The organism is Collinsella sp. LCP19S3_F2, assembly GCF_052121015.1.
GTDB lineage: Bacteria > Actinomycetota > Coriobacteriia > Coriobacteriales > Coriobacteriaceae > Collinsella.
The window spans coordinates 355,845-380,557 of the sequence record NZ_JBQKFA010000001.1 but is presented as its reverse complement, the minus strand read 5'-3'; the positions used below and the strand labels follow the sequence as shown (position 1 = coordinate 380,557).

The 24,713-nt window shown below is 61.3% G+C and carries 24 protein-coding genes; 3 read left to right on the top strand and 21 right to left on the bottom strand.

The window, feature by feature from the left end:
- Positions 1-627: 627 nt before the first annotated feature.
- The 5 genes from xdh to ACTQX9_RS01650 form a co-directional block, all read right to left on the bottom strand.
- Positions 628-3,405, bottom strand: coding sequence for a selenium-dependent xanthine dehydrogenase (gene xdh / locus ACTQX9_RS01670; RefSeq protein ID WP_441033065.1), 2,778 nt, complete (start codon positions 3,403-3,405; stop codon positions 628-630).
- Between the two features lie 12 nt (positions 3,406-3,417).
- Entirely contained in the window at positions 3,418-3,897 is a 480-nt protein-coding gene (locus tag ACTQX9_RS01665) for a 4Fe-4S binding protein (protein WP_035137469.1), read from the bottom strand.
- Between the two features lie 11 nt (positions 3,898-3,908).
- The gene (gene ygfK / locus ACTQX9_RS01660) at positions 3,909-6,908 is read right to left on the bottom strand and encodes a putative selenate reductase subunit YgfK (protein ID WP_441033069.1); all 3,000 of its coding nucleotides are present in this window, start codon (positions 6,906-6,908) and stop codon (positions 3,909-3,911) included.
- A 148-nt stretch (positions 6,909-7,056) separates the two neighbouring features.
- On the bottom strand, positions 7,057-8,412 hold the full coding sequence (ssnA, locus tag ACTQX9_RS01655) for a putative aminohydrolase SsnA (protein WP_441033072.1): 1,356 nt from the start codon (positions 8,410-8,412) through the stop codon (positions 7,057-7,059).
- Between the two features lie 196 nt (positions 8,413-8,608).
- Complete coding sequence (locus tag ACTQX9_RS01650; RefSeq protein ID WP_441015052.1) at positions 8,609-10,003, bottom strand: uracil-xanthine permease family protein; 1,395 nt, start codon at positions 10,001-10,003, stop codon at positions 8,609-8,611.
- A 351-nt stretch (positions 10,004-10,354) separates the two neighbouring features.
- Here ACTQX9_RS01650 and ACTQX9_RS01645 point away from each other — a divergent pair, with 351 nt between their 5' ends.
- The gene (locus ACTQX9_RS01645; RefSeq protein WP_441015054.1) at positions 10,355-11,011 is read left to right on the top strand and encodes a helix-turn-helix transcriptional regulator; all 657 of its coding nucleotides are present in this window, start codon (positions 10,355-10,357) and stop codon (positions 11,009-11,011) included.
- A 244-nt stretch (positions 11,012-11,255) separates the two neighbouring features.
- Here ACTQX9_RS01645 and ACTQX9_RS01640 read toward each other — a convergent pair whose 3' ends face one another.
- Positions 11,256-11,633 carry a RidA family protein gene (locus ACTQX9_RS01640; protein WP_154514683.1) on the bottom strand — a complete coding sequence of 126 codons (378 nt, stop codon included), beginning with the start codon at positions 11,631-11,633 and terminating at the stop codon, positions 11,256-11,258.
- A gap of 299 nt (positions 11,634-11,932) precedes the next feature.
- Between ACTQX9_RS01640 and ACTQX9_RS01635 the strand changes: the two genes are divergently transcribed.
- The gene (locus tag ACTQX9_RS01635) at positions 11,933-14,428 is read left to right on the top strand and encodes a DUF3656 domain-containing U32 family peptidase (RefSeq protein ID WP_441540304.1); all 2,496 of its coding nucleotides are present in this window, start codon (positions 11,933-11,935) and stop codon (positions 14,426-14,428) included.
- Between the two features lie 15 nt (positions 14,429-14,443).
- A complete protein-coding gene (locus tag ACTQX9_RS01630; protein ID WP_441540303.1) occupies positions 14,444-15,103 on the top strand; it encodes an RluA family pseudouridine synthase in 660 nt (219 codons plus the stop codon).
- Between the two features lie 444 nt (positions 15,104-15,547).
- Here ACTQX9_RS01630 and ACTQX9_RS01625 read toward each other — a convergent pair whose 3' ends face one another.
- The 15 genes from ACTQX9_RS01625 to ACTQX9_RS01555 all read right to left on the bottom strand — a co-directional run bounded on the left by ACTQX9_RS01625 (position 15,548) and on the right by ACTQX9_RS01555 (position 24,705).
- The gene (locus ACTQX9_RS01625) at positions 15,548-16,294 is read right to left on the bottom strand and encodes a DeoR/GlpR family DNA-binding transcription regulator (RefSeq protein WP_427717633.1); all 747 of its coding nucleotides are present in this window, start codon (positions 16,292-16,294) and stop codon (positions 15,548-15,550) included.
- A gap of 3 nt (positions 16,295-16,297) precedes the next feature.
- The gene (locus tag ACTQX9_RS01620; RefSeq protein WP_154515174.1) at positions 16,298-17,377 is read right to left on the bottom strand and encodes a Gfo/Idh/MocA family protein; all 1,080 of its coding nucleotides are present in this window, start codon (positions 17,375-17,377) and stop codon (positions 16,298-16,300) included.
- A gap of 535 nt (positions 17,378-17,912) precedes the next feature.
- Complete coding sequence (gene rplX, locus ACTQX9_RS01615) at positions 17,913-18,218, bottom strand: 50S ribosomal protein L24 (protein WP_006235043.1); 306 nt, start codon at positions 18,216-18,218, stop codon at positions 17,913-17,915.
- A gap of 13 nt (positions 18,219-18,231) precedes the next feature.
- Positions 18,232-18,600 (bottom strand): 50S ribosomal protein L14, encoded by a 369-nt coding sequence (gene rplN, locus ACTQX9_RS01610; RefSeq protein WP_117734331.1) that lies wholly within the window; start codon positions 18,598-18,600, stop codon positions 18,232-18,234.
- Positions 18,601-18,718: 118 nt separating this feature from the next.
- Entirely contained in the window at positions 18,719-18,979 is a 261-nt protein-coding gene (rpsQ, locus tag ACTQX9_RS01605) for a 30S ribosomal protein S17 (RefSeq protein WP_006235040.1), read from the bottom strand.
- A gap of 16 nt (positions 18,980-18,995) precedes the next feature.
- On the bottom strand, positions 18,996-19,211 hold the full coding sequence (rpmC, locus tag ACTQX9_RS01600; RefSeq protein WP_006235039.1) for a 50S ribosomal protein L29: 216 nt from the start codon (positions 19,209-19,211) through the stop codon (positions 18,996-18,998).
- Positions 19,211-19,648 (bottom strand): 50S ribosomal protein L16, encoded by a 438-nt coding sequence (gene rplP, locus ACTQX9_RS01595; RefSeq protein ID WP_370450531.1) that lies wholly within the window; start codon positions 19,646-19,648, stop codon positions 19,211-19,213. The genes rpmC and rplP overlap by 1 nt, the downstream gene beginning before the upstream one ends.
- Positions 19,648-20,358, bottom strand: coding sequence for a 30S ribosomal protein S3 (gene rpsC / locus ACTQX9_RS01590; RefSeq protein WP_154514689.1), 711 nt, complete (start codon positions 20,356-20,358; stop codon positions 19,648-19,650). Before rpsC ends, rplP begins: the two co-directional genes overlap by 1 nt.
- 6 nt (positions 20,359-20,364) lie before the next feature.
- Positions 20,365-20,736 (bottom strand): 50S ribosomal protein L22, encoded by a 372-nt coding sequence (gene rplV, locus ACTQX9_RS01585; RefSeq protein ID WP_006235036.1) that lies wholly within the window; start codon positions 20,734-20,736, stop codon positions 20,365-20,367.
- Positions 20,737-20,750: 14 nt separating this feature from the next.
- Positions 20,751-21,011: a 30S ribosomal protein S19 gene (gene rpsS, locus ACTQX9_RS01580; RefSeq protein WP_006235035.1), complete on the bottom strand. Its 261-nt coding sequence runs from the start codon at positions 21,009-21,011 to the stop codon at positions 20,751-20,753.
- Positions 21,012-21,043: 32 nt separating this feature from the next.
- Positions 21,044-21,874 (bottom strand): 50S ribosomal protein L2, encoded by an 831-nt coding sequence (gene rplB, locus ACTQX9_RS01575; RefSeq protein WP_117583062.1) that lies wholly within the window; start codon positions 21,872-21,874, stop codon positions 21,044-21,046.
- Positions 21,875-22,053: 179 nt separating this feature from the next.
- A complete protein-coding gene (rplW, locus tag ACTQX9_RS01570; protein ID WP_006235033.1) occupies positions 22,054-22,341 on the bottom strand; it encodes a 50S ribosomal protein L23 in 288 nt (95 codons plus the stop codon).
- Positions 22,342-22,968, bottom strand: coding sequence for a 50S ribosomal protein L4 (gene rplD, locus ACTQX9_RS01565; protein ID WP_006235032.1), 627 nt, complete (start codon positions 22,966-22,968; stop codon positions 22,342-22,344).
- A 46-nt stretch (positions 22,969-23,014) separates the two neighbouring features.
- Positions 23,015-23,635, bottom strand: coding sequence for a 50S ribosomal protein L3 (gene rplC, locus ACTQX9_RS01560; RefSeq protein ID WP_089572481.1), 621 nt, complete (start codon positions 23,633-23,635; stop codon positions 23,015-23,017).
- A gap of 449 nt (positions 23,636-24,084) precedes the next feature.
- A complete protein-coding gene (locus ACTQX9_RS01555; protein WP_441540302.1) occupies positions 24,085-24,705 on the bottom strand; it encodes a histidine phosphatase family protein in 621 nt (206 codons plus the stop codon).
- Positions 24,706-24,713: the final 8 nt, after the last annotated feature.

The window sequence follows — 24,713 nt, the reverse complement described above, 5'->3', positions numbered from 1 at the left end:
CGGTGAGCCCGGCGCCGCGAAGCGCCCTGGCCCTCTCCACCATTCTCCTACTGTATGCCATGCGGACTCCGTTCCGGACCTCAACGGTCCAACTTTTTGTCCGCAGTCCCGTGCTCAAAATGGGATGCGCTTTCCAAATGGCGGGCCTAGCGGAAACGGCATCCCAGAATCAGGCCTCAGAACGGGACAGACTTTCCGGATGAAGCGCCCAGCGGAAACCGCATCCCGGAATAGACGCTCAAACTGGGACGCAGTTTCCGCTGAGATTCCATCCGGAAACCGTGTCCCACCCCGAGCGTCAATTCTGGGATGAACTTTCCGCCAGAGGGTTCAGCCGGAAACGGCATCCCGCTCTGGAGCGAAATTCTGGGACGCAGTTTCCGGTTGAGGGCCGTTCCGGAAAGTGCGTCCCATTCCAGGCGCGGATTCCGGGATGCGCTTTCCGCTAGAGGCTCTACCGGAAAGCACGCCCCATTCTGAGCGCCAATTCTGGGACGCAGCTTCCGCATGCGGAGGCGCTCCAAACAAAAGGCCCCGGCTCGCGATGGAGCCGGGGCCAATGGCGCAGCATACGCAGTTGGCGTTGAGCGCGAACAGCTCGTCAGCAATAACTGTCCGCGCCCTACCCTAGCCGCGGTGACGGGCGCGGCTGTAGGGCGTATCCACCATGGGCAGATCGGGACGCAGCTTGCCGTCAAATGCGCGATAGGCGTTCTGCACGGCGGGCGCCGTGGGGATCGTTGCGATCTCGCCGATGCCCTTGCCGCCATATGCCACGGGCAACAGCTCGTCCTTCTCCACGTAGATGGCGTGGATATCCGGAATCTCGGGCGCACGGAACAGCCCGAGCGTACCGTACCTTGCCTGGGGTACGCAGTCCTTGAGCGGCCAATCCTCGGTAAGCGCATAGCCCATACCCATGAGCACGCCGCCTTCGATCTGACCCTGAATGGAGATGGGGTTGACCACCTTGCCGGAATCGTGCGCGGCATAGACCTCGCTCACGCGGCCGTCATCATCCAGAATGACCACATGTGTGGCGAAGCCGTAGCAGATGTGGCTCTTGGGGTTGGGCACGTCGGCGCCCAGCTTGTCGGTCGGCTCCAGGTACACGTAGCTAAACTCGCATCCCTCGAGCGCCTTGATGGCGGCCGCGGGATCCTGAGGATGCATACCCTGGCCGGCGACGAGTTCCTGTGTGCGCAGCTGATAGGCACGGCCGTCGTCGTACTCGATCTTGACGCCGTCGCCATGTGCGCTCACCGGAGCGGCGGGTGCAGGCTTGCCGGCCTCGATGCCAAGCATAGCATCGCGCAGCAGGAAGGCGGCACCGCGCACGGCCTCGCCGGTCACGACCGTCTGACGCGAGCCGGACGTGGTGCCGGAGTCCGGGGCGTTCTCGGTGGAGCACTCGCCGTTGGCAATGCAGCGAAGCGGCAGGCCGCATGCCTCGGCAACGTCCTGCAAAAAGACGGTGTTGCAGCCCTGGCCGATGTCGGACGTGGCGGCATAAACGACGGCGCGGCCATCCTCGACGCGAATCTTGCAGCGGCCGGCATCGGGCAGGCCCACGCCCACGCCGGCATTCTTCATGGCACAGGCGATACCGGCGTGTCCGGGATGCGCATAGTAGGCATCTTTGACCTCGAGCAGCGTCTCCTTAAGCGCCGTGGAGCAATCGGCGATCTGGCCGTTGGGCAAAACCTCGCCCGGCTCGATGGCATTACGGTAACGAATCTCCCACGGATCCAAGCCGACCTTCTCGGCAAGCAGGTCGATCAAGCTCTCGAGCGCAAACTCGGACTGGCAAACGCCAAAGCCGCGGTATGCGCCGGCGGGCGGGTTGTTGGTGTAGTAGCCAAAGCCGCGAATGTCGGTGTTCTGGTACTTGTAGGGGCCGACGGCGTGCGTGCAGGCACGCTCGAGCACCGGACCGCACAGCGACGCGTAGGCGCCGGTATCAAAGTTGATCTCGCAATCCAGGCCGGTAAAGTTGCCCTCGGCATCGCAGCCCAGCGTAAAGGTGCCGTCCATGGCGTGGCGCTTGGGATGGAACGCAAGCGACTCGGCGCGCGTGAGCTTGCACTTCACAGGACGCTGGAACTTATAGGCAGCAAGCGCGGCCAGGTGCTGGACCGAAACGTCCTCCTTGCCGCCAAAGCCGCCGCCCACGAGCATGGTCTCGACGACCACGCGCTCGGGCTCGCTATCCCAGCCAAACATGTGGGCGCACTCTTTGCGCGTATCGTAGGCGCCCTGGTCGGTCGACTGCACCTTGACGCCGTTCTTGTACGGAAAGGCGACGGCGCACTCGGGCTCCAAGAAGGCATGCTCGGTAAAGGGCGTGGTAAAGCGCTGCGTCACGGTAAACGCGCTCTCTGCCAGCGCCTTGGCGGCGTCGCCGCGCGTCACATGGCGGCTCTGGCACACGTTGTCCTTGAGCTCCACCGTGTTGCCAAAGGCAAAGAAACTGTCATGCAGGCGCGGAGCGTCGGCAGCCTTGGCCTCGGCGATGTTGCGCACGGGCTCCAGCGGCTCGTAATCGATCTTTACGAGCTTCTTGGCCTTCTCGAGCGTCGCCTCGTCCTCGGCGACCACCAGCACAATGGCGTCACCCACGCAGCGGGTGATATCGCCCGCCGCGATCATGACGTCCCAGTCCTGGATAAGGTGGCCGACCTGATTGACCGGCACGTCCTCGGCGCGCAGGATGCCCACCACGCCGGGCAGGACCTCGGCCTTGGAGGTATCGATGGAGAGCACACGGGCGCGCGGGTACTTGGAGCGCACGGCGCTGGCGTAGGTCAGACCCGGCTGATCGAGCTCGTCGATGTCGTCGGGATACTTGCCCTCGCCGAGCACCTTCTTGCGCACGTCGATACGAAAGGCGCGCTTGCCCACGCCGTAGTCGTCGCCGCGCTCCAAATCCTCGTCGATCTGCTTTTCACCGCGGAGCACCGCAGCGGCCAGCGAGATGCCCTCGATAATCTTTTTGTAGCCAGTGCAACGGCAGACGTTGCCGCGAATGGCGTACTTGATCTGCTCCTCGGTGGGCTCGGGGTCCTCGGCGATGAGCGCTGCGCCCGCCATGACCATGCCGGGGATGCAAAAGCCGCACTGTACGGCGCCCACGGCGCCAAAGGCGTACACAAAGGCCTCGCGCACGTCCTGGGGCAGGCCCTCGACGGTCACAATGTTACGGCCGGCGGCAAGGGCGGTGGTCAGCACGCAAGCCTTCACAGCCGCGCCGTCCACATGGATGGTGCAGGTGCCGCAGGCGCCCTCGGAGCAGCCGTCCTTGGCGGAGTGAATGTGCAGGTCGTCGCGCAGATAACGCAGCAGCGGCTTGTTCTGAGTCGTCGTGCGCTCCACGCCGTTAACGGTAAAAGTGAATTCCTGTGCCATGGTGATTCCCTTCTACACGCCGGCGGCGATGCCGGTGCGGTCGTGAATGGCGCCATGCGGGCACACAACCGCGCACATGCCGCACGACAGGCAGTCCGCGCCGTCGATATGGGCGCAGTTGTCCTCGATGCGGATTGCGCCGGCAGGGCACTTTTTGGCACACATGCCGCAACCGATGCAGCTGGTGTCGCAGATCTTGCGCGCAATGGCACCCTTATCGGTATTGTTGCACCGCACCAGGATGTTCTGGTAGCCGGGAACGAAGGCAATCACGCGCTGCGGGCACGCCATGCCGCACAGGCCACAGCCCGTGCACTTGGAGCGGTCCACGCGGGCGACGCCGTCGACCAGTGCGATGGCACCGTGGGGGCAGGCCGTAACGCAGGCGCCACAGCCAATGCAGCCTTCGCTGCAGCGGGCGTCGCCGCCTGCGGAGGCGCAACCGCTTCCGCAGGCAACGTAGGCCACGTTATGTTGAATGGATTTGGCCATAAGAGACTCGCCTATTTCTTAAGAAGGTACGAATAGTTGTCGCGCACGGCCCTAATGGTCAGGCGGACGGCCTCGGGCAGACCGGTGTTGACGGCATCGACCGAGACGGTGCGGACCGTGCCGGCGACGCGGACCTTAAAGTGATCCTCATCCACGGCCAGGAAGCCCTCGTTCTCGGAGTTCTCCATGTCCTCCTCGCTCCAGAACAGGGTGAGCTTGTCCTTGTAGGGACGACCCTCCTGGTAGGGGCAGAACACGGCGCAGTTGCCGCACTCGTTGCACATGCCGTCGACATGGACGACCTGATGCTTGGCCAGACCCGGCACCTTAATGGCAACGTTGGCGCGGTTGGGACACACGTCGCAGCAGACCTCGCACACCGAGCCGCAGCCCAGGCAGCGGGTCTTGGTGCAGTTGCGCTTGTCGCGGCACAGCGACCCCTTGCGCTCGTAGCAGGTATCCTCGCGGCCTGCCTGCTCGTTGCAGCCGGCGTACTTGTTAAAGTCCACGCCGGCGATGGCGCGGGCGACTTCGGCGGCGTCGGCGATGGCCTCGACCACGGTGGCAGGACCGCGACGGCAGTCGCCCGCAGCCCAGACGCCCTCGACGCCGGTGGAGGTGGCGGCAAGGCGGCCGCGACGGTCGTGCTCGACGCCCGCGGCATCGTACAGGCTGGCATCGATGCCCTCGCCCACGGCGCAAATCACCGTGGTGGCAGGAAGCTCGACGGTCTCACCCGTGGCGACGGGGCTACGACGGCCGCTTGCATCCGGCTCGCCAAGCTCCATAACATCGCAGGTCAGTACGGTGCCGTTGAGCGCCTTGGGAGCCAGCAGCTCGCAGAACTCAACGCCGTCGGCAAGAGCAAGATCGAGCTCTTCCTCGTCGGCGGGCATCTGCTTCTTGGTGCGGCGATACACCAGGCGCACGTTCTTCACACCAGCCAGGCGCTTGGCCACACGCGCCGCGTCCATGGCGGTGTTGCCGGCGCCAATGACCACGACGTCCTCGCCCAGCTCGAGTTTATCGCCCTTCTTGGCGGCCTCGAGGAACTCCAGCACGTCGAGCTCGGCATCCTCGCCCAAGCCCACAGAGCCGGGCATCCAGGCACCGGTGGCCACGACCACGTCGGTAAAGCCCTGGGCCTTGAGCTCGTCGATGGACTCCACGCGAGCGTTGAGCTGCACCTTGGCGCCAAAGGCCAGGCAGAGCTCGGCGTCGTGCGAGATATCGTCGCTCGCAATGCGGAACTCGGGAATCACGTGACGGACCACGCCGCCGAGAGAATCACGGGCCTCAAAGATGGTGACGGGCACGCCGGCACGCGTCAGGAAGAACGCCGTCGCCAGGCCGGCCGGGCCGCCACCGATAACGGCAACGTTGCGCTCGCCGTCGTTGGCGATAGCCTGGGCGCGCAGCTTGGGCAGCACGGCGGTCATGGCCTCGCGGGCGGCCTTGAGCTTGCTGGCGCGAATCTGGGCGCCCTCGGGCTCGTAGAACGCACGCTCGCAGGCGCGGCCGCAGGGATGCGGGCAGATGGTGCCGGTAATGAACGGCAGGGCGTTGCGCTCGATGATGATGTTGAGCGCGTCCTCGTAGCGGCCCTCATCCACTGCCGCCAGATAGGCGGGAATATCCTGCTGGATGGGGCAGCTCGTGCGGCACGGCGTGGTAAAGCAGTCGGAAAGCGGGCTCTTGCCGGCGACCTTGCGGTCAGGCAGCGGGCGCAGCGGCTTCTTGTAGAGCGGGTTGGTGAGCGAGTCGGTCTGGATCGCGGTCACGGCCTCGAGCGAGACGCCCGCGAACGGCTTGCCGTCCAGATCGGTAAACTCGCCAGCCATCTGGCTAAAGCGCTCGTAGCCACCGGGCTTGAGCACGTCGGTCGCCAGGGTGACGGGCCAAATACCGGCATCGTACAGGGCGCGGATGTTGTAGACCGTGGCACCGCCGGAGTAGCTGATACGCAACTTGCCATCGAACTGCTCGGTAATGCGACGGGCGGCCTCGATGGTCAGCGAGAACAGCGAACGGCCCGACATGTACATCTCGGTGGAGGGCAGCTCGTTCCTCGTCACGTCGACGGGGAAGGTATTGGTGAGCTTGACGCCAAACTCAAGACCGCGCTCGGCGCACAGGGCAATCAGGCGCTCAAACATGGGCACGGCGTCGGCCCACTGCAGGTCCTCGCGGAAGTGCGTATCGTCGAAAACGATGTAGTCAAAGCCCAGCTCGTTCAGACGCTGGCGGGCAAACTCATAGCCCAGCAGCGTGGGGTTGCACTTGATGTAGGTGTTGAGGCCCTTCTCGGTGATCAGATAGGTCGCGATGCGCTCGATCTCGGCGGGCGGGCAGCCATGCAGGGTGGACTCGGTGATGGAGTTTGAGACGCGCGCCGGGATGGACTCGACAAATGCGGCGTCGACATGCTCAAACTTGTCCAGGTTAGCGAGCGCCCACGTGCGACACTCGTTCCAAACCTCGGAGCCGCTGGCGTCCTTCATGCCCTCAATGTACGCATCGACCTTGGGGCTCTTGATGCCCTCCAAGTCATAACCCACGGACATGTTGAAGACGAAGCCGTCCGGGCTGCCCAGACCGTACTCGCGAGCGATCAGGTGGCAGGCAAACCATGCCTTCACGTACTCGGCAAATGCCTGCGGAACCTCGAGCTCGGTCGACCACTCGCAGTTGTAGCACTCGTCCTGTGCCACGATGCAGGGCTTGTTCACACACTTGGAGAGCTCCTCGCCGTCCATAACCTGAACGGTCTTGAGCTCAAAGAAGCGCGCACCGGCCACGTAGGATGCCACGATGTTCTGGGCAAGCTGCGTGTTGGGGCCGGCGGCCGGGCCAAACGGAGTCTCGATGCGCTCGTCAAAAATGGGAAGTGCGCTCTCCTGGTTGGTCGTGACCATCTTGCGCACGCCAAAGATGGCGTCCTGGGTCTTGTGCTCCTCGATGATCCAGTTCATCAGCTGCGAAAACGGGATCGGCCTCATGATGTCGCTCATAGTGAGCTCCTCTCTGTAACGCCCGGCGAGACCGCGCGACGGGCGCAAATACGGTGTAGCGCTAGCACAGCGCCGGCGACCCCGCGGAGGCCGCCTATGCGCGCGTCGGATGCGGCGAAACATCCGGCGCGCGTGAATCTACTTGTAATTAGTACACGCGATCGTTGAGCGTGCTCCAGAGCTTCTTGGACTCGGCCATGGTCCACGCGTTGATCTTGTCCTCATCAATGCCAACGAACTCGCGATCCTTGTACAGGACACGGCCGTTGATGATGGTGGTGCGGCAGTTTTTGCCCATCATGCCAAAGAGCATGTGGCCGTCGATGTTCTCCTCGCTCAGCGGCGTAAAAGGCTTGTAGTCCATAACGATGACATCGGCAGCGGCGCCGGCCTCGAGCACGCCGAGCTTGCGATCGAAGTACTTGCTCGCCATCTTGGCGTTGTTCTCGAACAGCATCGTCATGGCCTCGCACCAGCCCACGTTGGGCATGGCGGCGTTGTGGCGCTGAATGATCAGGAAGACCTTAAGGCTCTCGAGCATATCGTGGGTGTAGGCGTCGGTACCCATGCACACGGGGATGCCGCGGCGGAAGAACTCGAGCACGGGGGCACAGCCCACGGCGTTGCCCATATTGGATTCGGGGTTGTTGACCAGCCAGGTGCCGGACTCCTTGACGATATCCATCTCGGCAGGCGTCACGTGGATGCAGTGGCCCAGCATGGTGTCGGGACCAAGCAGGTTGTGCTGCAGCAGGCGCTCGACGGGACTGATGCCGCCGCGGTTGAGGCGGGAATCCCACACGTCGTTCATGCCCTCACACACGTGGATGTGGAAGCCGGTCAGGCCGTTGTTGGCCTCGGCCATCTTGTCCATGGTCTCGTCCGACAGTGTAAAGGTGGCATGGCCGCCAAACATGGCGGCGATCATGTGGTTGTCGTTATCGCGACGCTCCTTGGCGGCCCACTGGGCAAATTCGGCGTTCTCGGCAATGGCCTGGTCGCATTTTTCCTGGCCGCGGCGATCGGAGACCTCGTAGCACAGGCACGAACGCATGCCCAGCTCCTGAGCTGCATCCTTAATGGTAAAGAGGCTGCCCGGGATCTCGCAGAAGCTCGCATGGTGATCGAAGATCGTGGTGACGCCATCGCGGATGGAGTCAAGAATCGTGGCATAGGCGCTGGCCTTGGTGCCGTCGAGCGTCAGGTTGTCGTCGATCTTCCACCACTGCTGCTCAAGATTCTCCAGGAAGTTGGTGGGGTTGCAGCCCTTAATGGCAAGGCCGCGGGCCAGACCCGAGTAGATGTGGGTGTGGCAGTTGATAAGTCCGGGCATGATGAGGTTGCCCTGGGCGTCGACGTACTCGGCATCCGGGTACTTGGCCTTGAGCTCGCGCTCGGGGCCCACTTCGACGATCGTATCTCCGTCAATAGCGACCGCACCGTTGGGAATGAACGGAGTCTGAGCGTTGCGGGTAAAGACGGAACCGTTAGCGACCAGAAGCATAAATGCTCCCTTCAACATCAGAGGCGGGGTTTGACACCTCTGACATGGCGGAAGTGCGAAGCGCCGGCCTACACCGGAAACGGGCCCTCTCCCGTCAACGCTTCACCAAAGGGACAAGCCCTTTGAAGTGCGGCTTGGCGCCGCATGACGTCGGCGGACGAGGCGATACGTCCGCCGACGAATAGCACCGAATTGGTTACTTCTTGCTCTCGGGCAAGACCAGATCCACGGCAGCGTCCTTGGCGGCATCGATGTGCTGAGCCACGACCGGCGTCTGCGGGAGGATCAGGTTAAGGACAATGGCCATGATGGCGGTGGGGGTTACGGCATTGGAGCCGATGACGGTGGACACCCAGGCGGGCATACCCTCGCCGGCAAGGCAACCGCTGGCCATCCAGATACCCAGGCCAAAGACGACGGAGGTGCCGACGATGGTGGTGGTGCGCTGCGTGAGGCCCTCGCGGGTGAACATGCGCACGCCGTTCATGGTGATGGTGCCAAAGACGCCGACGGTCGCGCCGCCGATGACGGGCTGCGGGATAGCGGAAAGGACGGCAGAAAGCTGCGGGAACAGGCCGGCGATGGCAAAGACGGACGCGATGATCACAAAGACCCACTTGTTGACGACCTTGTTGGAGCAGATGATGCCCACGTTCTGGCCAAGAGCGCTGGTGGGAAGACCGCCCAGCAGGCCGCCGACCATAGAGGTGAGGCCCTGGGACACGATAGCGCCGGAGAGCTCGCGCTCGGTGGGCATGCGGTCGATGGAGCCCAGGCAGGCGGCGGAGACATCGCCGATAACCTGGATGGCAACCATGGGGAACACGACGGCGAGGGTAATGCAGACCTCGGGATCAAACTCGAGTGCGTAGGGCATGAGCTTGGGAAGGGCGAAGACCTGAGCGGTGGCGACGCTGGAGAAGTCGATCATGCCAAAGGGGATGGAGACGATCATGCCAACGATCATGCCAAAGAACACGGATCCCAGCTTGAACGTGCCCTTGCCAAAGTTGGCGAGCGCGAAGACCACGGCGAAGGTGATAAGAGCGACGCACCAGGCCTGCGGGGTGCCCCACAGCGGCGTGCCCATACCGCCGGCCATATACTTGACGGCCGTGGGATACAGGGAGACGCCGATGGAGAAGATGACCGTACCGGTCACGACGGGCGGGAACAGCCACTTAATCTTGCTGTAGGCCAGACCAAAGAGGACCGCGACGGCACCGCCGACAATCTCGCCGCCCAGCAGCGCACCAAAGCTAAAGCCCGAGGCACCCATGGCCTGCAGGGCCGGCAGGAACGCGAACGAGACGCCCATGACGATGGGCAGGCCGCCGCCGATGCGGCGGAAAGGAGCGAAGGCCTGAAGGGCCGTGTCGATTGCCGAAAGAATGAGCGCCACCTGAATGATGTCGGTGCTCTGCTGGCTGTTAAAGCCGTAGACGCCGGCCATGATGACCGCCGGGGTAATGATGCCGGCAAACGATGCCAGTACGTGCTGAAGGGCACACGGAATCATTTCCTTAACGGGCGGCATGCCTTCGCGAGTGAACAGGGCTTCAGTGCCGTTCGTAACCGTCTCCTGGGCCATTTGACCACCAATCCTCGAAGTAGTTGTTTTCGCATCTAGCGCTCTATTGTGACGCAGTGCGGGGTTGAGGTTGTGCCTTCGGTGAATATCGTATTAAAGAATTTTCTCATTCTCAATAATAATTTTTTGTTATCAGACTATTTTTCAGCTGAGACAACGCATTTCCGCAGGTCAGGAAAGTGTCTGGTCAAAATAACATCTAACTTTTCTTTTGGTCGACCGCTTACCGCCAAAATCCTACCGTTCGTCTGTATTACGCAATGTACCTGCGAATATACGAGTCAATAGACACCGTGTTACCATAAGAAAAAATTGTTATGAAACTTCCGATTTCATCCAAAGGAGTTGCCCGTGAACGAGACTGTACGTCGCTTTTTGCCGATGGTCGATTTCCTGGAGCAGATACTCGGCAAAAACAGCGAAATCGTGCTGCACGATTTCTCGGATCCCGACCACGCCATCGTCGATATCCGCAACGGCATCGTGAGCGGCCGCAAGGTCGGCGGTCCCGCCACCGATCTGGCACTCAAGATCATGCACGACCCCAAGTATCGCGACCTGCCGTTTATTACGGGCTACGAGGGGCGCGGTGCCGGTGGCAAGACGTTGGAATCCGCAACGTACTTTATTCGCGAGGATAACGAGATCGTCGGCATGCTCTGCGTCAACACCGATCTTTCCACGGTACGCTCCATCAACGCCATGGCTCAGCAGCTCATGGCCTGCTTCGACGCTGTGCCAAGGCAGGCGGAGCCCGCGTCTATCGAGGTCGAAATACTTTCGGAGTCCACGCAGGAGCTCATCGACCGCAGCATTTCCGAGTTGCTCGAAAGCCGCGGCCAGGATGTCGCCTCGCTTGGGCAGGCCGATCGCGTGGACGTTATTCGCCACCTTAACGGCAACGGCGTATTTATGCTCAAGGGCGCTGTTGCCTGCGCTGCCACCTCACTGGGCATCTCGGAGCCCAGCGTCTACCGCTACCTGCAAAAAGTTCGCAAGGAGGGCTAACGAGCAAAATGGAGCGCGGGCAGTCTTTTTGGGACGGGGCTATTTTAGCTACCCTCCCTCTGCCCACGATTTCGATGAGCCGCAAGTAAAATCAATCCTGCATATAGGGGTAGCTAAAATGGCCCCGTCCCAAAAAGACTGCCCTTGGTGGCTCCGCAAGCGATCCGTCACGCGACAAAAGACCCTGCAGCTCACACGCGCTGCAGGGTCTTTTTGCATGTCATGTTTAGTTGTTGCCAACGCCTTAGAGAGCGGCGACGACCTCGATCTCGACCAGACCGCCAGCCGGAAGAGCGGCAACCTGGAAAGCGCTGCGCGCGGGGAACGGGGCCTCAAACTTGGAGGCATAAATCTCGTTCACGGCGGCAAAGTCGGCGATGTCAGCCAGGTAGACCGTGGTCTTGACGACATCGGCAAACGTAGCGCCGGCAGCGGTCAGCAGGGCTTCGACGTTGGCGAGGGACTGCTTGGCCTGGGCCTCGATGCCCTCGGGCAGCTTACCGGTCGCGGGATCGATGCCCAGCTGGCCGGACAGGAACACCATGTTGCCGGACTGGATACCGGGGGAATACGGGCCGATGGCTGCGGGCGCGTTATCGGAAGACACGACGGTCTTGCTCATGTTTTTCTCCTTACGATCAAATAGAGAGCGTGAGCGCGGCGTTCGCACCGGGAGGCACAGTTCGGTCTGAACACCGCGCTTGATTGGGATAGTAGGGGATGATTTCGCCCGCTGCAAGATAATTATCAGAATGCGAGAATATTTTATCGCCCAACGGTTTCCCAGAACCGCTGAACGGTTCTCCACCGGGTCAGCCAGCCCAGGCTACTGAAGACTTTGTCCTGCTTAGACTGCGGGCATCGCCCATCGCGACGGCGCCACTATACTTTTGGGTATCTGAGCATTTTGAAAGGCAGGATATGACCGCAACCGCCAGCCGAACCACCAACCGCAGGCCCGAGCTTCTGGCCCCCGCCGGAGGCCCGGAGCCCTTTGCCGCCGCGCTCGCCGCCGGGGCAGACGCCATCTACTGCGGCATGGGCAGCTTCAACGCCCGCCGCAAGGCCACCAACTTTACCGATGAGGCCTTTGAGCAGGCCTGCCGCGCCGCGCACCTGGCCGGCTCGCGCGTCTACGTCACGGTCAACATCGTCATCAAGCAGTCCGAGATGGGCGATGCACTGCAGCTCATCCACCGCTGCTCCACGCTGGGCGCCGACGCCTTTATCATCCAGGACTGGGGCCTGTTCTTTGAGGTCAAGCGCACCATGCCCGGCATCGAGACCCATATCTCGACCCAGGCGAACATCCACGATGACCGCGGAACCATCTGGTGCCGCGAGCAGGGCGCCGACCGCGTGACCCTCTCGCGCGAGCTTTCCATCGACGAGATCGCTGCCATCCACGACGCCGCGCCCGACGTTGACCTGGAGGTCTTTAGCCACGGCGCCATCTGCTTTTGCTACTCGGGCCTGTGCCTGCTCTCGAGCTTTGCCATGGCGGGCCGCTCGGCCAACCGCGGCATGTGCGCTCAGCCCTGCCGTCTGCCCTACGAGCTGATCGACGAGAACGGCCACTCGCTCTCCCCTGCCGGTCGCGAGCGCGCGCTATGCCCGCGCGATACCAACACTTCACAGCTTGTTCGCCGCCTGTATGACGCCGGCGCCGCATCGCTCAAGCTCGAGGGCCGCATGAAGGCGCCCGATTACGTGTACTCCATCGTCGATGTGTATCGTCATCAGATCGATGACATGCTGGCCGGGGCCGTCGTAGATAAGGACGAGGACGCCGCTCGCCAGCGCCAACTCAAGCGCTGCTTTAACCGCGACTTTACGCACGCCTATCAGGACGGCACCTCGGGCGACGAGATGATGAGCTACGAGCGCTCCAACAACCGCGGCCAGATCGTGGGCACGGTGCTGGGCAGCCGTCTGGCCAACCGCGACGTGCGCGGGCTCAAACCCGACGACCGTCGTCGCCGCGCCGCCATCGCCCGCATTGAGCTGTTTGAGCCTGTAGGCAAGGGCGACCTGTTGGAGCTTCGTCACGACGATGAGTTCGACCAATTCCTGACCACCATCGCTACCGATGATGCCGCCGCCGGCGACATCATCGAGTGCCGCGTGCCCCGCAGCATGCCCGAGGGCTGCCGCGTGCGTGTGATTCGCAGTCAGCGCGCCATTGACGCTGCCGGCGCCGCGCTCAAGCGCGACGTGCTGCGCCGCCGCGCCGTAGACGTGTCCGTCGCGGCGCGCCTAGGCGAGCCGTTTACCGTCACGCTCACCTGCTGCGACGACCCCACGCTCACCGCCACCGCCACCGGCTTTACCGTCGAGGCCGCCAAGACCCGCGCCGTCGAGGCATCCGATCTGGTGGAGCATGTGGGCCGCATGGGCTCCTCTCCCTTTGAGGCCGCGAGCTTTGACGTGGCGCTCGATGAGGGCTGTGGCATGGGCTTCTCCGCTGTGCACAAGGTGCGCGCCGCCGCTTGCAAGGCGCTCGAGGAGGCCATTTTGGCGCCGTATGACGAGCGCGCCCACACGCTCGAGCTGCCGGCGATTGTCACCAGTGATTCCCGCCCCGCGCCCGAGCACTACCGCGATGAGCCGCAGATCTGCGCCACCGTCACCTCGCTCGAGGCCGCCGAGGCAGCGCGCGCGGAGGGAGCCGCGCGCATCTATATGACCACCGACGCGCTCGATGCGGCCGGGCTCTCCCCCGCCGATGCGTTTGAGCAGGGTATTGTCCCCGTGCTCGATGAGGTCTGCCGCGCCGTCGACCACGCGCGCGTCGACCCGTGGGTCGTTGCCGGTGCCACGGTCGCTATTGGCAACATCTCTGAGCTTGCCCTGGCCGCCCAGGTTGGTGCCACGGCCGAGATTCGCTCTTGCCTGCCCGTGCACAACACGCCTTGCATGGAGGCACTCGCCGAGCGCGGAGCCGGGGCGTTTTGGCTCTCGCCCGAGATCACGCTCGACGAGATTATCTCGCTTGGTACCTCCGCGCCCGCGGCCCTGGGCATCACCGTTTTCGGCCGCCCGCGCGTTATGACGAGCGAGCACTGCATCCTGCAGGTGGCCAATGGCTGCATCCACGATTGTGCCAACTGCCGTCTGCGCGCCCGCAAGCTGTCGCTCAAGAATATCGACGGCAAGGTCATGCCGGTGCGTACCGACATCCACGGCCGCTCGCGCCTGTACGACGCCTACCCCATCGACCTCACACCGCAGGTTCCACAGCTGCTCGACGCCGGCGTGCGCCGTCTCATGGTCGACGGAACCCTGCTCGAGGCCGATGAGATTGGCCGCGCCGTCGCACGCGTCCGTCGAGCCGTCGAGGCCGCGCAGGCCGGCCGTAAGCCCACCGCCCGCCTGCGCGGCGCCACTTCGGGCTGCATGTTTGTGGGAATTAGCTAACCGAAAGGCTTACACGTGAACGAAGAACCCCAAGTCCTCTACTGCGACGCCTGGCTCATGGCCATCGATAAGCCCGCCAGCATGATCGTCCACGGCGACGGCACAGGCGAGCGCACGCTTACCGACTATGCCAGCGACCTTTTGCTGGCGATGGGCGACGGCTTTGCCGCGACCGACATGCAGCCGCTCAATCGCCTGGACCGCGACACCACCGGCGTGGTGTTGTTCTCGCTCGACAAGCAGACGCAGCCCGCCTTTGACCAGATGGTCATCGACCACGCCTTCGAAAAGCACTATCTGGCGCTCGCCGAGGGCAAGATCGACTGGAACGAAAAGCTCATCGACAAGCCCATCGCCCGCGACCGCCACGATAGCCGCAAGATGCGCGTCGGCGCCAGCGGCAAGCCGTCGCAGACGCGCGTCAAGGTGCTCAAGCGCCTTAAGAGCCGCCGAGGCCTGCCCACCCGTTCGTATATCGATGTTGAGCTGCTCACGGGCCGCAAACACCAGATCCGCGTGCACCTGGCAAGCGAGCGCCATCCCCTGGTTGGCGACGACCTGTACGGAACGCCGCGCCCCTGTGGCCTCATGCTCCACGCCCACAGCGTATCCTTTACCCATCCCGTAACCGGCGAGCACATCTACATCGAAGCCCCCTGCCCCTGGGAGCCCTAAAATCTGCCAAAAAGGGACAGGTTTATTTTGGCAGGTTTTATCTGGGCAAACGTCAAGCCGCCACGATGGCTCAGCCGCAGCCCCAAAACATCTCGATCTGTAACAGTTAGAACCCATTTTCCGGTCTATCTGTTACAGATCGAGACATTCAAATCCCCCTCAAGGGAAAATCTCGATCTGTAACAATAACTCGGCAAAATCGGTCCCAGATGTTACAGATTGAGACAAAGGGATGGTGCGGTTCGGAAGTATCTCAATCTGTAACATCTAACCCACTTTTAACGGTCCAGTTGTTACAGACTTAGACAAACCGGCGGACAACGAAAGCGGCAACGCCTGTGATGGACGTTGCCGCTTTTCTATTGAGAAAACTACTCGGTTTTCGTTACGAACCACCACAATGGGGACAGGCACCTTTGTGATGGTTTTGGCCTTGTCCCGTCGCTAGACCGTGATGACGTTGTCCATTGCCCGATACTTGGCGGGCACCTCGCCCGCGGTAATAATCGTTGCGTCGCGAAAATCTGCGAACTTGACGGGCGCCACCATGCCAAATTTACTGGCGTCCGAGATTACAAAGCGCTTGGCCGTATGGCGCATCGAGATGCGCTTTACTTGCGCTTCCTCGATATCGGGCGCCGTGAAGCCCTGCTCGGCGGCAATGCCGTTAGAACCCCAAAAGCCACAGTTGAAGTTGTAGCGGTCTAAGGTTGCCAAGGCATCGGGGCCAACGAGCGCTTCGGTCTCGGGCTTGAGCTCGCCGCCTAGTACCACGGTACGCATGCCGCGCAAAGCGAGGTGCTGAGCATGGAGCACGGAATCGGTCACATAGGTGACATCTTCAAGGTGTGGAAGATGCTCGATGAGCTTGAGCGTCGTCGAACCCGAGTCGATGTATACAAAGCTCTCGGGCTCCACCAGCGCCGCGGCACGGGCGCAGATACGCTCCTTGTCGTCGTTATGGAGGTCGCTGCGCTCATTGAGCGTTAGGTCGCGCGTCACGTGTGCGCGCTCAAGACTCGTCGCTCCACCGTGGACCTTGGCGATACGGTGTGCTCGATCGAGCGTCTGCAGATCGCGCCGAATGGTAGACGCCGTTACGCCCAGGGTATCGGCAAGCTCTTGCACAGTAACCGAGCCAGCCTGCTGGACCATCGACACGATCGCGTTGAGCCTATCCTCCGCAAGCATCGCTTACTCCTCCTCGGGGTACACGACTCCCCAGTCGGCGCGGAGCTTGGTCATAAGCTCCATAACATCAGAAGCATAATCCAGAAGCTCGCGCTTCGAATCATCGCCGGCAACGGCCTTCTCCAGGTCGGCCATCTCGTAGCACAGGGCGTAAGCCTCGGTGCCGGTGTGGACCTCCTCACGGTGCCCGTCCGCAGTCCACACGATGGTCGCGTGATCGGCGCGGGGATACTCGTTGACCTCGATATAGCACTTGTCAAAGCTGATGACCGAGCGCTTGGGTTGCTTGGAGTGGAGCGTAAGGCTCACCACGCCCAGCTGCTGCTCGGCATTACGGCAGACGATGCCGCCCGCAACGTCAACGCCGGTCTCGCAGGTGTTGCCGAGCGAAACGACCTCAACAGGCTGGCTTGCCATAAAGAGGCGCATGACGGACAGGGCATACACGCCAATATCGAGCATGGCACCGCCAGCAAGGTTGCGATTGTAGAAACGGTTGGTCAGGTCGCCGTATTCCTTGTAGCTGCCAAAGTTGAGCTGAGCGAGGTTCATGCGGCCAAACTCGCCGGCATCCATGCGGCGACGCAGCTCCCGATACAAGGGCATGTGGAGCACCGTGGTGGCGTCCATAAGGACCACGTTATGCTCGTCGGCAATGGCACGCGCTTCGTCGAGCTCGGCGGAGTTGAGGGTGATGGCCTTTTCGCAAAGCACGTGCTTGCCAGCTGCCAGAGCGGCGCGCAGGTAGGTGATATGCGTGTTATGCGGCGTGGTGATATAAACGGCGTCGATGTCGGGATCGGCGTAGAGGTCCTCAACCGTCTCGTACACCTTCTCGACGCCATACTGCTCGGCAAAAGCCTGGGCCTTGGACAGCGTGCGGTTGGCGACGCCCGCAAGCTTGCGACCGGCAAGGGCGAGAGACTGGGCCATCTGATTGGCGATAACGCCGCAGCCGATCACAGCCCAACGAAGCTCGGGAGCTGTAAAGATGTCGTTAGGGAACGGCTGATCCTGGACCGAGGCAAACGCCGCCTTAGCGGCTGCTTCGGCGTCGAGCGGAGCCTGTTTGGAATCTGTCATCATGTGCCTCCTGAGTTATCGGAAGTTCTTCATTTCCAACAGCCTTATATTCGCACAAATTTGCGCGTATTTGCTTGCATTTGCATGTTTATTTGTTTATCGGTTATTATTAAACCATAATTAGCAGATATTTGCGCGGCTATGCGCATTATCGCGCAAGACTCTGTGCGTAAATACGCATGCATCGATCGTTATGATGCAGAAAAAGGCGTAACAACAAAACCCCTAAAGGCAAAGCAGGCTGTCTTACTCTGCCCCCTAGGGGCATCAGACATCAAAAGATCATCCCTAACTGCCGGCACATAGGGACTGTCCCAGGCTGCCGGAACCTGGGGGCGTTCCCCGTACGACGCTTTCGTGGCAAGACTTTCCCCATCAACTAGCCGTTTAAGAACGTCCCCAACGACTAGTCATTTATGTCTGTCCCCAATGAGTAGCCACTCATTTAAGTCTGTCCCCAATGAGTAGGGATAGAAAAAGGCCCGGGTGCCGTGGCATCCGGGCCTTTGCTAGCAACTTAGATGTTGCGGGCAGCTTAGAACTTGTGGCCGCACTTCTTGCAGACGCGCAGCTTGTTCTTGCCGTCCTTCTCGTGACCGACGCGGGTAACCTTACCGCACTCGGGGCAAACGAGATTGACGTTGGAGGCATCGATAGGAGCCTCCTGCGAAACGATGCCGCCCTGCTGGTTGGCAGCGTTGGGCTTGACGGCCTTCTTGACGACCGAAACGCCCTCGACAACGACCTTGTTCTCGGCGGGGAGAGCACGCAGGACAACGCCCTGCTTGCCGCGATCCTTACCAGAGAGAACCTGGACCTTATCGCCCTTCTTGATATACATATATCTCCCCTAACTACAGGGTCTCGGGAGCGAGCGAGACGATCTTCATGTACTTCTTGTCACGAAGCTCGCGAGCGACGGGCCCGAAGATACGGGTGCCGACGGGCGAACCATCGTTGTTGATGACAACGCAGGCGTTATCATCAAAGCGAATGTAGGAGCCATCCTTGCGGCGGATCTCCTTAACGGTGCGAACGACGACGCAACGGACAACGTCCTTCTTCTTGACGTTGGCGCCAGGGGTAGCCTCCTGGACAGCACCGATGAACACATCGCCGATGCCTGCATAACGACGCTTGGAACCGCCAAGCACCTTGATGCAGCGAATCTTGCGAGCGCCGGAGTTGTCGGCGACGTTCAGCATGGTTTGCATCTGAATCATGGTAGATGTTCCTCCGAACTAAGAACCGAAGAGAGGTGCGCAGCCTTTATGCGGCCCGTGGTATGCAAGCCAGGCATACGCACATCTTCGGAAACGTACAAGTCGTAAGAGCGACTGCTTATTTAGCGCGCTCGACGACCTCGATGAGGCGCCAACGCTTCATCTTGGACATAGGACGGGTCTCCATAACGCGGACGGTATCGCCCACGCCAGCCGTGCACTCCTCGTCGTGAGCGTGCAGCTTCTTGGAGCTGGTCATCATCTTGCCGTACTTGGGGTGACGCTTGCGCTCGGTGATGGTGACAACGATGGTCTTGGCACCGGAGACGGAGGTAACGACACCCGTACGGACCTTACGCGAGTTACGCGAATCAGTCATGTTCTCTCCTTAGGTCCTACTCGGCGACAGCGGACTTCTCCGCTGCGATCTCGCGGGCGCGCTGCTCCGTGAGGACGCGAGCGATGTCCTTCTTCACGGTGTTGACGCGAGCGGTGTTGTCCAGCTGGCTGGTGGCCATCTGGAAACGAAGGTTAAAGAGCTCGGCGCGCATTTCCTTCAGCTTCTCAACGAGCTGAGCGTCCGAGAGCTCACGAATCTCTGCGGGCTTCATTAGTTCTCCTCCTCGGCCGTCTCTGTAGCGGCAGGCTTAGCGACGATCTTGGTCTTGATGGGGAGCTTGTGCTGCGCCAGACGCAGAGCCTCGCGAGCGACCTCCTCGGGCACGCCCTTGACCTCGAACATGATGCGGCCGGGCTTGACGACGGCCACCCACTCCTCGGGGTTACCCTTACCAGAACCCATGCGAGTCTCGGCAGGCTTCTTGGTGATGGGCTTATCGGGGAAGATCGTGATGTAGACACGACCGCCACGCTTCATGTAGCGGGTCATGGCAATACGAGCGGCCTCGATCTGACGGTTGGTGATCCAATGGGCCTCGAGAGCCTGGATACCAAACTCGCCGAAATGCAGCTCGGTATTACCCTTGGCCTGGCCCTTCATGGAGCCACGCTGCACCTTGCGGTGAAGAATACGCTTAGGGGCAAGCACTACTGACCCCTCCTCTCGGAGTTACGACGACGAGGACGGGAAGAGCCCTCGAGTGCAGGGTTGGGAACAGGCTGGCCCGGGAGCTTCTCGCCCAGGTAGATCCAGACCTTCACGCCGCAGGCACCCATGGTGGTGCTGGCGACAGCCGTGCCGTAGTCGATCTTGGCACGGAGGGTGTGCAGAGGCACGCGACCCTCACGGTACCACTCACGACGGCCCATCTCGGCACCGCCGAGACGACCGGAGCACTGGATACGGATGCCCTTGGCGCCGGCCTTGCGGGCGGACTGGACAGCCTTGCGCATGGCGCGACGGAAGGCAACGCGGCCCTCGAGCTGCTCAGCGATAGACTGAGCAACGAGGTTGGCGTCGAGCTCGGGGCGCTTGATCTCGACAACGTCGACGGAGAGCTGGCCCTTGGAGACGCCAGCGACCTTCTCGAGCTCGGTGCGGAGGGTATCGATCTCGGCACCCTTCTTACCGATGACAACGCCGGGGCGAGCGGTGAAGATGATGACCTTCACCTTGTCGCCAGCGCGCTCGATCTCGACGCGGGAGACAGCTGCGCGGGAGAGACGCTTCTCGAGGTACTTGCGGATCTCGAGATCGTTACCGAGGGTCTTAGCGTAATCCTTCTCTGCGAACCAGCGGGAGCGCCAGTTCTCGGTGATGCCAAGACGGAAGCCGGTGGGGTAGACTTTCTGACCCATACAGCTTTACGCCTCCTTTCGAGGAGCAACGACGACGGTGATGTGGGAAGTACGCTTCAGAATGCGGGAAGCGGAACCCTTGGCGCGGGGACGGATGCGCTTAAGCGTCGGACCCTCGTCAACATAGGCAGCAGCGACAACCAGGTTGTCGGCACGCAGACCGTTGTTGTTCTCGGCGTTCGCAACGGCGGAACGGAGAACCTTCTCGACATCCACGGCGACGGCGCGGTCGCAGAAGTGGAGGATGTCGAAGGCCTGAGCGACAGGCTTGCGGCGGATCAGATCGACCACCAGGCGGGCCTTGCTGGGGGAAACACGCACGTACTTAGCGACGGCGCGAACCTCGGTGGCCTCAGTTTCAATAGACTTAGTTGCCATTTACGGTTAACCCCCTATTTGGCCTTGTGGCCACGGAACGTACGAGTCGGCGCAAACTCGCCGAGCTTGTGACCAACCATGGACTCGGTAACATACACGGGCACATGCTTGCGGCCGTCGTGGACGGCGATGGTGTGACCAACCATCTCGGGGAAGATGGTGGACGCGCGGGACCAGGTCTTCACGACGTCCTTCTTGCCAGCCTCGTTCATCGCGGTGATACGCGAGAGAAGGCGAGTCTCCACGAACGGGCCCTTTTTGAGACTTCTGCTCATAAGTGCTTTCTCCTAAAACTCGGTATCCGAAATTACTTCTTACGGCGACGAATGATGTGCTGGTTCGAGACCTTCTTCTTCTTGCGCGTACGAAGGCCCTTCGTCGGCTTACCCCAGGGGGTAACAGAGGGACGACCAGAGGTGTGGTTCTTGCCCTCGCCACCGCCGTGCGGGTGGTCGACAGGGTTCATGACGGTACCGCGGACGGTCGGGCGCACGTTCATGTGACGCTTACGGCCGGCCTTGCCGATGACGATGTTGGCGTGATCGGCGTTGCCGACCTCACCGACGGTGGCGCGGCAGGTAACGAGGATGCGGCGCATCTCGGAGGAAGGCATACGGACGATGGCGTACTTGCCCTCCTTACCCATCAGCTGGCAGGAGTTACCGGCGGAACGGGCGATAGCGGCGCCCTTGCCCGGCTGGAACTCGACGGCGTGGATGAGCGTACCGACGGGGATGTCGGCGAGGGGCAGAGCGTTGCCCGGCTTGATGTCGGCGTCAGAACCGGACATGACGGTCTGACCGACCTCGAGGCCCTTGGGGGCCAGGATGTAGCGCTTCTCACCGTCAGCATAGTGCAGCAGAGCGATGCGAGCGGAACGGTTCGGATCGTACTCGATCGTGGCAACCTTGGCGGGCACGCCGTCCTTGTTGCGCTTGAAGTCGATCACGCGGTAACGACGCTTCACGCCGCCGCCCTGGTGGCGGGTGGTGATGCGGCCGTTGTTGTTACGACCGGCCTTCTTGGGCAGGGGCTCGAGAAGAGACTTCTCGGGCTTGGTGCAGGTGATCTCGGAGAAGTCGGAGATCGTCTGCCAACGCCTACCAGCGGAGGTCGGCTTAAGGTGCTTTACAGCCATTACAATCCCTTTCAATAGGTATCCGTTAGCCATCGCAGACAGGGATTCGAGGTTCTGCCTCGGGTGCGATGACACCGGACGTATACACGGTTCCGGGCGTGTCCATTTTATACGCCCAAAACCTTGAGCTCTCGCCTCCCCTATTTGGGAGGCATGAGCTCACTCAACAGCAGCGAGTCTTAGGCCTGGTTGCCAAAGACCTCGATGGTGTCGCCCTCGGCCAGCGTAACGATGGCCTTCTTCCAAGAACGGGTCTTGCCGGCGACATAGCGCACGCGCTTGGTCTTGGGCTTGACCGTCAGGGTGTTCACGCGAACGACCTTGACGCCGAAGATCTCCTCGACAGCGTCCTTGATCTGATACTTGTTAGCATCCTTGGCGACCTCGAACGTGTACTTGTTCTGCTCCATGCCGGAGAAGGAACGCTCGGACACGATCGGACGAATGATGATCTCGTGGGCGGTCATTTATGCAAGCACCTCCCCGAAGTGAGCGGCGATGTCGGCGGGCATCAGCACAGCGTTGTTGTTGACGAGATCATAGGTGTTGGCCTCGTCGGCAGTGATGATGAACGTCTTGGGAATGTTGCGGAACGACAGGTAGGCGTTGACGTCCTCATCGCGAACGATGATGGTCAGACGCTTGCCCTCAAGGCCAAGAGCCTTGAGCATGGCAACGGCAGCCTTGGTGGAAGGCTTCTCGAAGCCGTAGTCGTCGACGAGCACGAGCTCGCCATCGGCCAGCTTGGCGGACAGCGCAGAGCGCATAGCCAGCTTGACCTCCTTGTTGTTCATACGCTTAGCGTAGGAACGGGGCTTGGGGGCGAAGACAACGCCACCGTGACGCCACTGGGCAGCACGGATGGAACCCTGGCGGGCACGACCGGTGCCCTTCTGACGCCAAGGCTTCTTGCCGCCACCGGAAACCTCAGAGCGGCCCTTAGCGGACTGGGTGCCCTGACGCCAAGAGGCCATCTGGCACTTGACGATGTGGTGCATAACGTGGATGTTCGGCTCGATGCCGTACACCTCAGCGGCGAGCTCGGCCTCGGCGACCTTCTTGCCCTCGCTGTTCTTTACTTCAAACTTTGCCATTTAAGTGTTCTCCTTGGTATGACGCTGGGCTAAATGGGCTGGGCCCTTAGGCCATACGGATGGCGACGAGACCATTCTTGGCACCCGGGACAGCGCCCTTGACCAAGATGAGGTTCTGCTCGGCATCGATGCGGACAACGGAAAGGTTCTTGACGGTAACGCGCTCGTTACCCATGTGGCCGGCCATCTTGACGCCCTTGAGGACGCGCGCAGGATAGGCGCACTGACCGATAGAACCGGGGTGACGCTGGAAGTGAGAACCATGCGTCATAGGACCGCGGCGCTGACCCCAGCGCTTGATGCGACCCTGGAAGCCCTTACCCTTGGAGGTACCGATGACGTCGACCTTCTCGACATCAGCGAAATCAGCGACGGTGACGACCTCGCCGACCTTGTGCTCCTCGCCGTTCTCGACGCGGACCTCACGAAGGAAGCGGACAGGCTCGACGCCGGCCTTGGCGAAGTGACCAGCCATGGGCTTGTTCACGTTCTTGGCCTTGATGTCGCCGAAACCGATCTGGACGGCGTCATAGCCGTCGGTTGCCTGAGTTTTAACCTGCGAGACAGCGCAGGGGCCAGCCTGGATGACCGTGACGGGAACGACGTTGTCGTTCTCGTCCCAAACCTGGGTCATGCCAATCTTGCGGCCGAGAATCATGCTGATCAAGATATGATCCCAACTCTCGCGTGGTCTTGGGACAATGCGTACACCACCGAGCGTACGCCCCTAGAGGACCACTACTTACACGACGTGCTCCCCAGCCTTGTATTGCGTCCGGACTACCTGACAACCCTATTAAGCAGGCATTTTGTCCAGCCAGAATACTCCCCTGGTTTCACACAGCTGTTTAGTATACACGGCTGCGGGCGTATCCATCGAGATTCATATTTCACTCACATTGTTTACGCAGGTAAAGTGCGTGAAGTCGCCTGGGCTTGGCAGAGGGGCGGCGAAATATATTAAGTTTGCTGCTCTACAGTCCTGCGCAAGACGGAAAGCACATTAAGTGCTTTCCTTTGCGTGCGGAACTCGCGACAAACTTAATATATTTCGCCGCCCCTCTGCCAAGCTCGGGAGACGCCACGTTGATGTCTGCTAAACCTTGCTCGCTCAGGCTAATGACATTGTTGGGGATCCACAATTTGCTGCAAGGTGAACTTGCATTGGGGCGTATCGTCCTCTTCTCGCGCATCGTCGAAATCGAAGATCATGATGGCGCAGTTGGGGAGTTTTGCTGGGAGCTCGAAACCCTCTGGGGCTGCAGCCTTGATGAATTGGCGGCTGGCGCTGCCGTGGCTTACTGCTAGAAGGGTTTCGATGCCCTCGGCGCCCATGATATTGGTGAGAGTGTCTACCATGCGTTCTTGCAGCGCGCGGCTTCCTTCTCCTCCGAAGGGGACCAAATCCTCGCCCGGATCCCAAACGTCGGTAGGCAATGCGTCGTGCGGGCCTTCCTCGAAGGTCCCATAGCCGCGCTCGATGATGCCTTCGCAGGGCTCGACAGTAGCATCCGGACCGAGGATCTCGCATGCGACGAGACTTGCCGTGTCCATGGCTCGGCCTAAAGGCGATGAGACCACTTTGTCGGGGACGACGCCGTGGGCTTTGAGCCATTCGGCTGCCGCTTGGGCCTGTTGACGGCCCAAATCGGTAAGCGGTGAATCACAGCGACCCTGGACGAGCTTTTTGACGTTGAATTCCGTCTGGCCGTGGCGGAGCAGATACAGCCTCTTCATATTCTCCC

Coding starts and splice junctions, on each gene's coding strand:
- ACTQX9_RS01620 (WP_154515174.1), bottom strand. CDS start 17,377: ATGACAGATTCCAAACAGGCTCCGCTCGACGCCGAAGCAGCCGCTAAG.
- rplX (WP_006235043.1), bottom strand. CDS start 18,218: ATGTATATCAAGAAGGGCGATAAGGTCCAGGTTCTCTCTGGTAAGGAT.
- ACTQX9_RS01555 (WP_441540302.1), bottom strand. CDS start 24,705: ATGAAGAGGCTGTATCTGCTCCGCCACGGCCAGACGGAATTCAACGTC.
- rplD (WP_006235032.1), bottom strand. CDS start 22,968: ATGGCAAAGTTTGAAGTAAAGAACAGCGAGGGCAAGAAGGTCGCCGAG.
- rplW (WP_006235033.1), bottom strand. CDS start 22,341: ATGACCGCCCACGAGATCATCATTCGTCCGATCGTGTCCGAGCGTTCC.
- xdh (WP_441033065.1), bottom strand. CDS start 3,405: ATGGCACAGGAATTCACTTTTACCGTTAACGGCGTGGAGCGCACGACG.
- rpsQ (WP_006235040.1), bottom strand. CDS start 18,979: ATGACTGATTCGCGTAACTCGCGTAAGGTCCGTACGGGTGTCGTTACC.
- rpmC (WP_006235039.1), bottom strand. CDS start 19,211: ATGAAGCCCGCAGAGATTCGTGAGCTCTCGGACGCTCAGCTCGTTGAG.
- rpsS (WP_006235035.1), bottom strand. CDS start 21,011: ATGAGCAGAAGTCTCAAAAAGGGCCCGTTCGTGGAGACTCGCCTTCTC.
- ACTQX9_RS01665 (WP_035137469.1), bottom strand. CDS start 3,897: ATGGCCAAATCCATTCAACATAACGTGGCCTACGTTGCCTGCGGAAGC.
- ACTQX9_RS01640 (WP_154514683.1), bottom strand. CDS start 11,633: ATGAGCAAGACCGTCGTGTCTTCCGATAACGCGCCCGCAGCCATCGGC.
- ACTQX9_RS01635 (WP_441540304.1), top strand. CDS start 11,933: ATGACCGCAACCGCCAGCCGAACCACCAACCGCAGGCCCGAGCTTCTG.
- ACTQX9_RS01650 (WP_441015052.1), bottom strand. CDS start 10,003: ATGGCCCAGGAGACGGTTACGAACGGCACTGAAGCCCTGTTCACTCGC.
- ACTQX9_RS01625 (WP_427717633.1), bottom strand. CDS start 16,294: ATGCTTGCGGAGGATAGGCTCAACGCGATCGTGTCGATGGTCCAGCAG.
- rplV (WP_006235036.1), bottom strand. CDS start 20,736: ATGGCAACTAAGTCTATTGAAACTGAGGCCACCGAGGTTCGCGCCGTC.
- ygfK (WP_441033069.1), bottom strand. CDS start 6,908: ATGAGCGACATCATGAGGCCGATCCCGTTTTCGCAGCTGATGAACTGG.
- ssnA (WP_441033072.1), bottom strand. CDS start 8,412: ATGCTTCTGGTCGCTAACGGTTCCGTCTTTACCCGCAACGCTCAGACT.
- rplB (WP_117583062.1), bottom strand. CDS start 21,874: ATGGCTGTAAAGCACCTTAAGCCGACCTCCGCTGGTAGGCGTTGGCAG.
- rplN (WP_117734331.1), bottom strand. CDS start 18,600: ATGATTCAGATGCAAACCATGCTGAACGTCGCCGACAACTCCGGCGCT.
- rpsC (WP_154514689.1), bottom strand. CDS start 20,358: ATGGGTCAGAAAGTCTACCCCACCGGCTTCCGTCTTGGCATCACCGAG.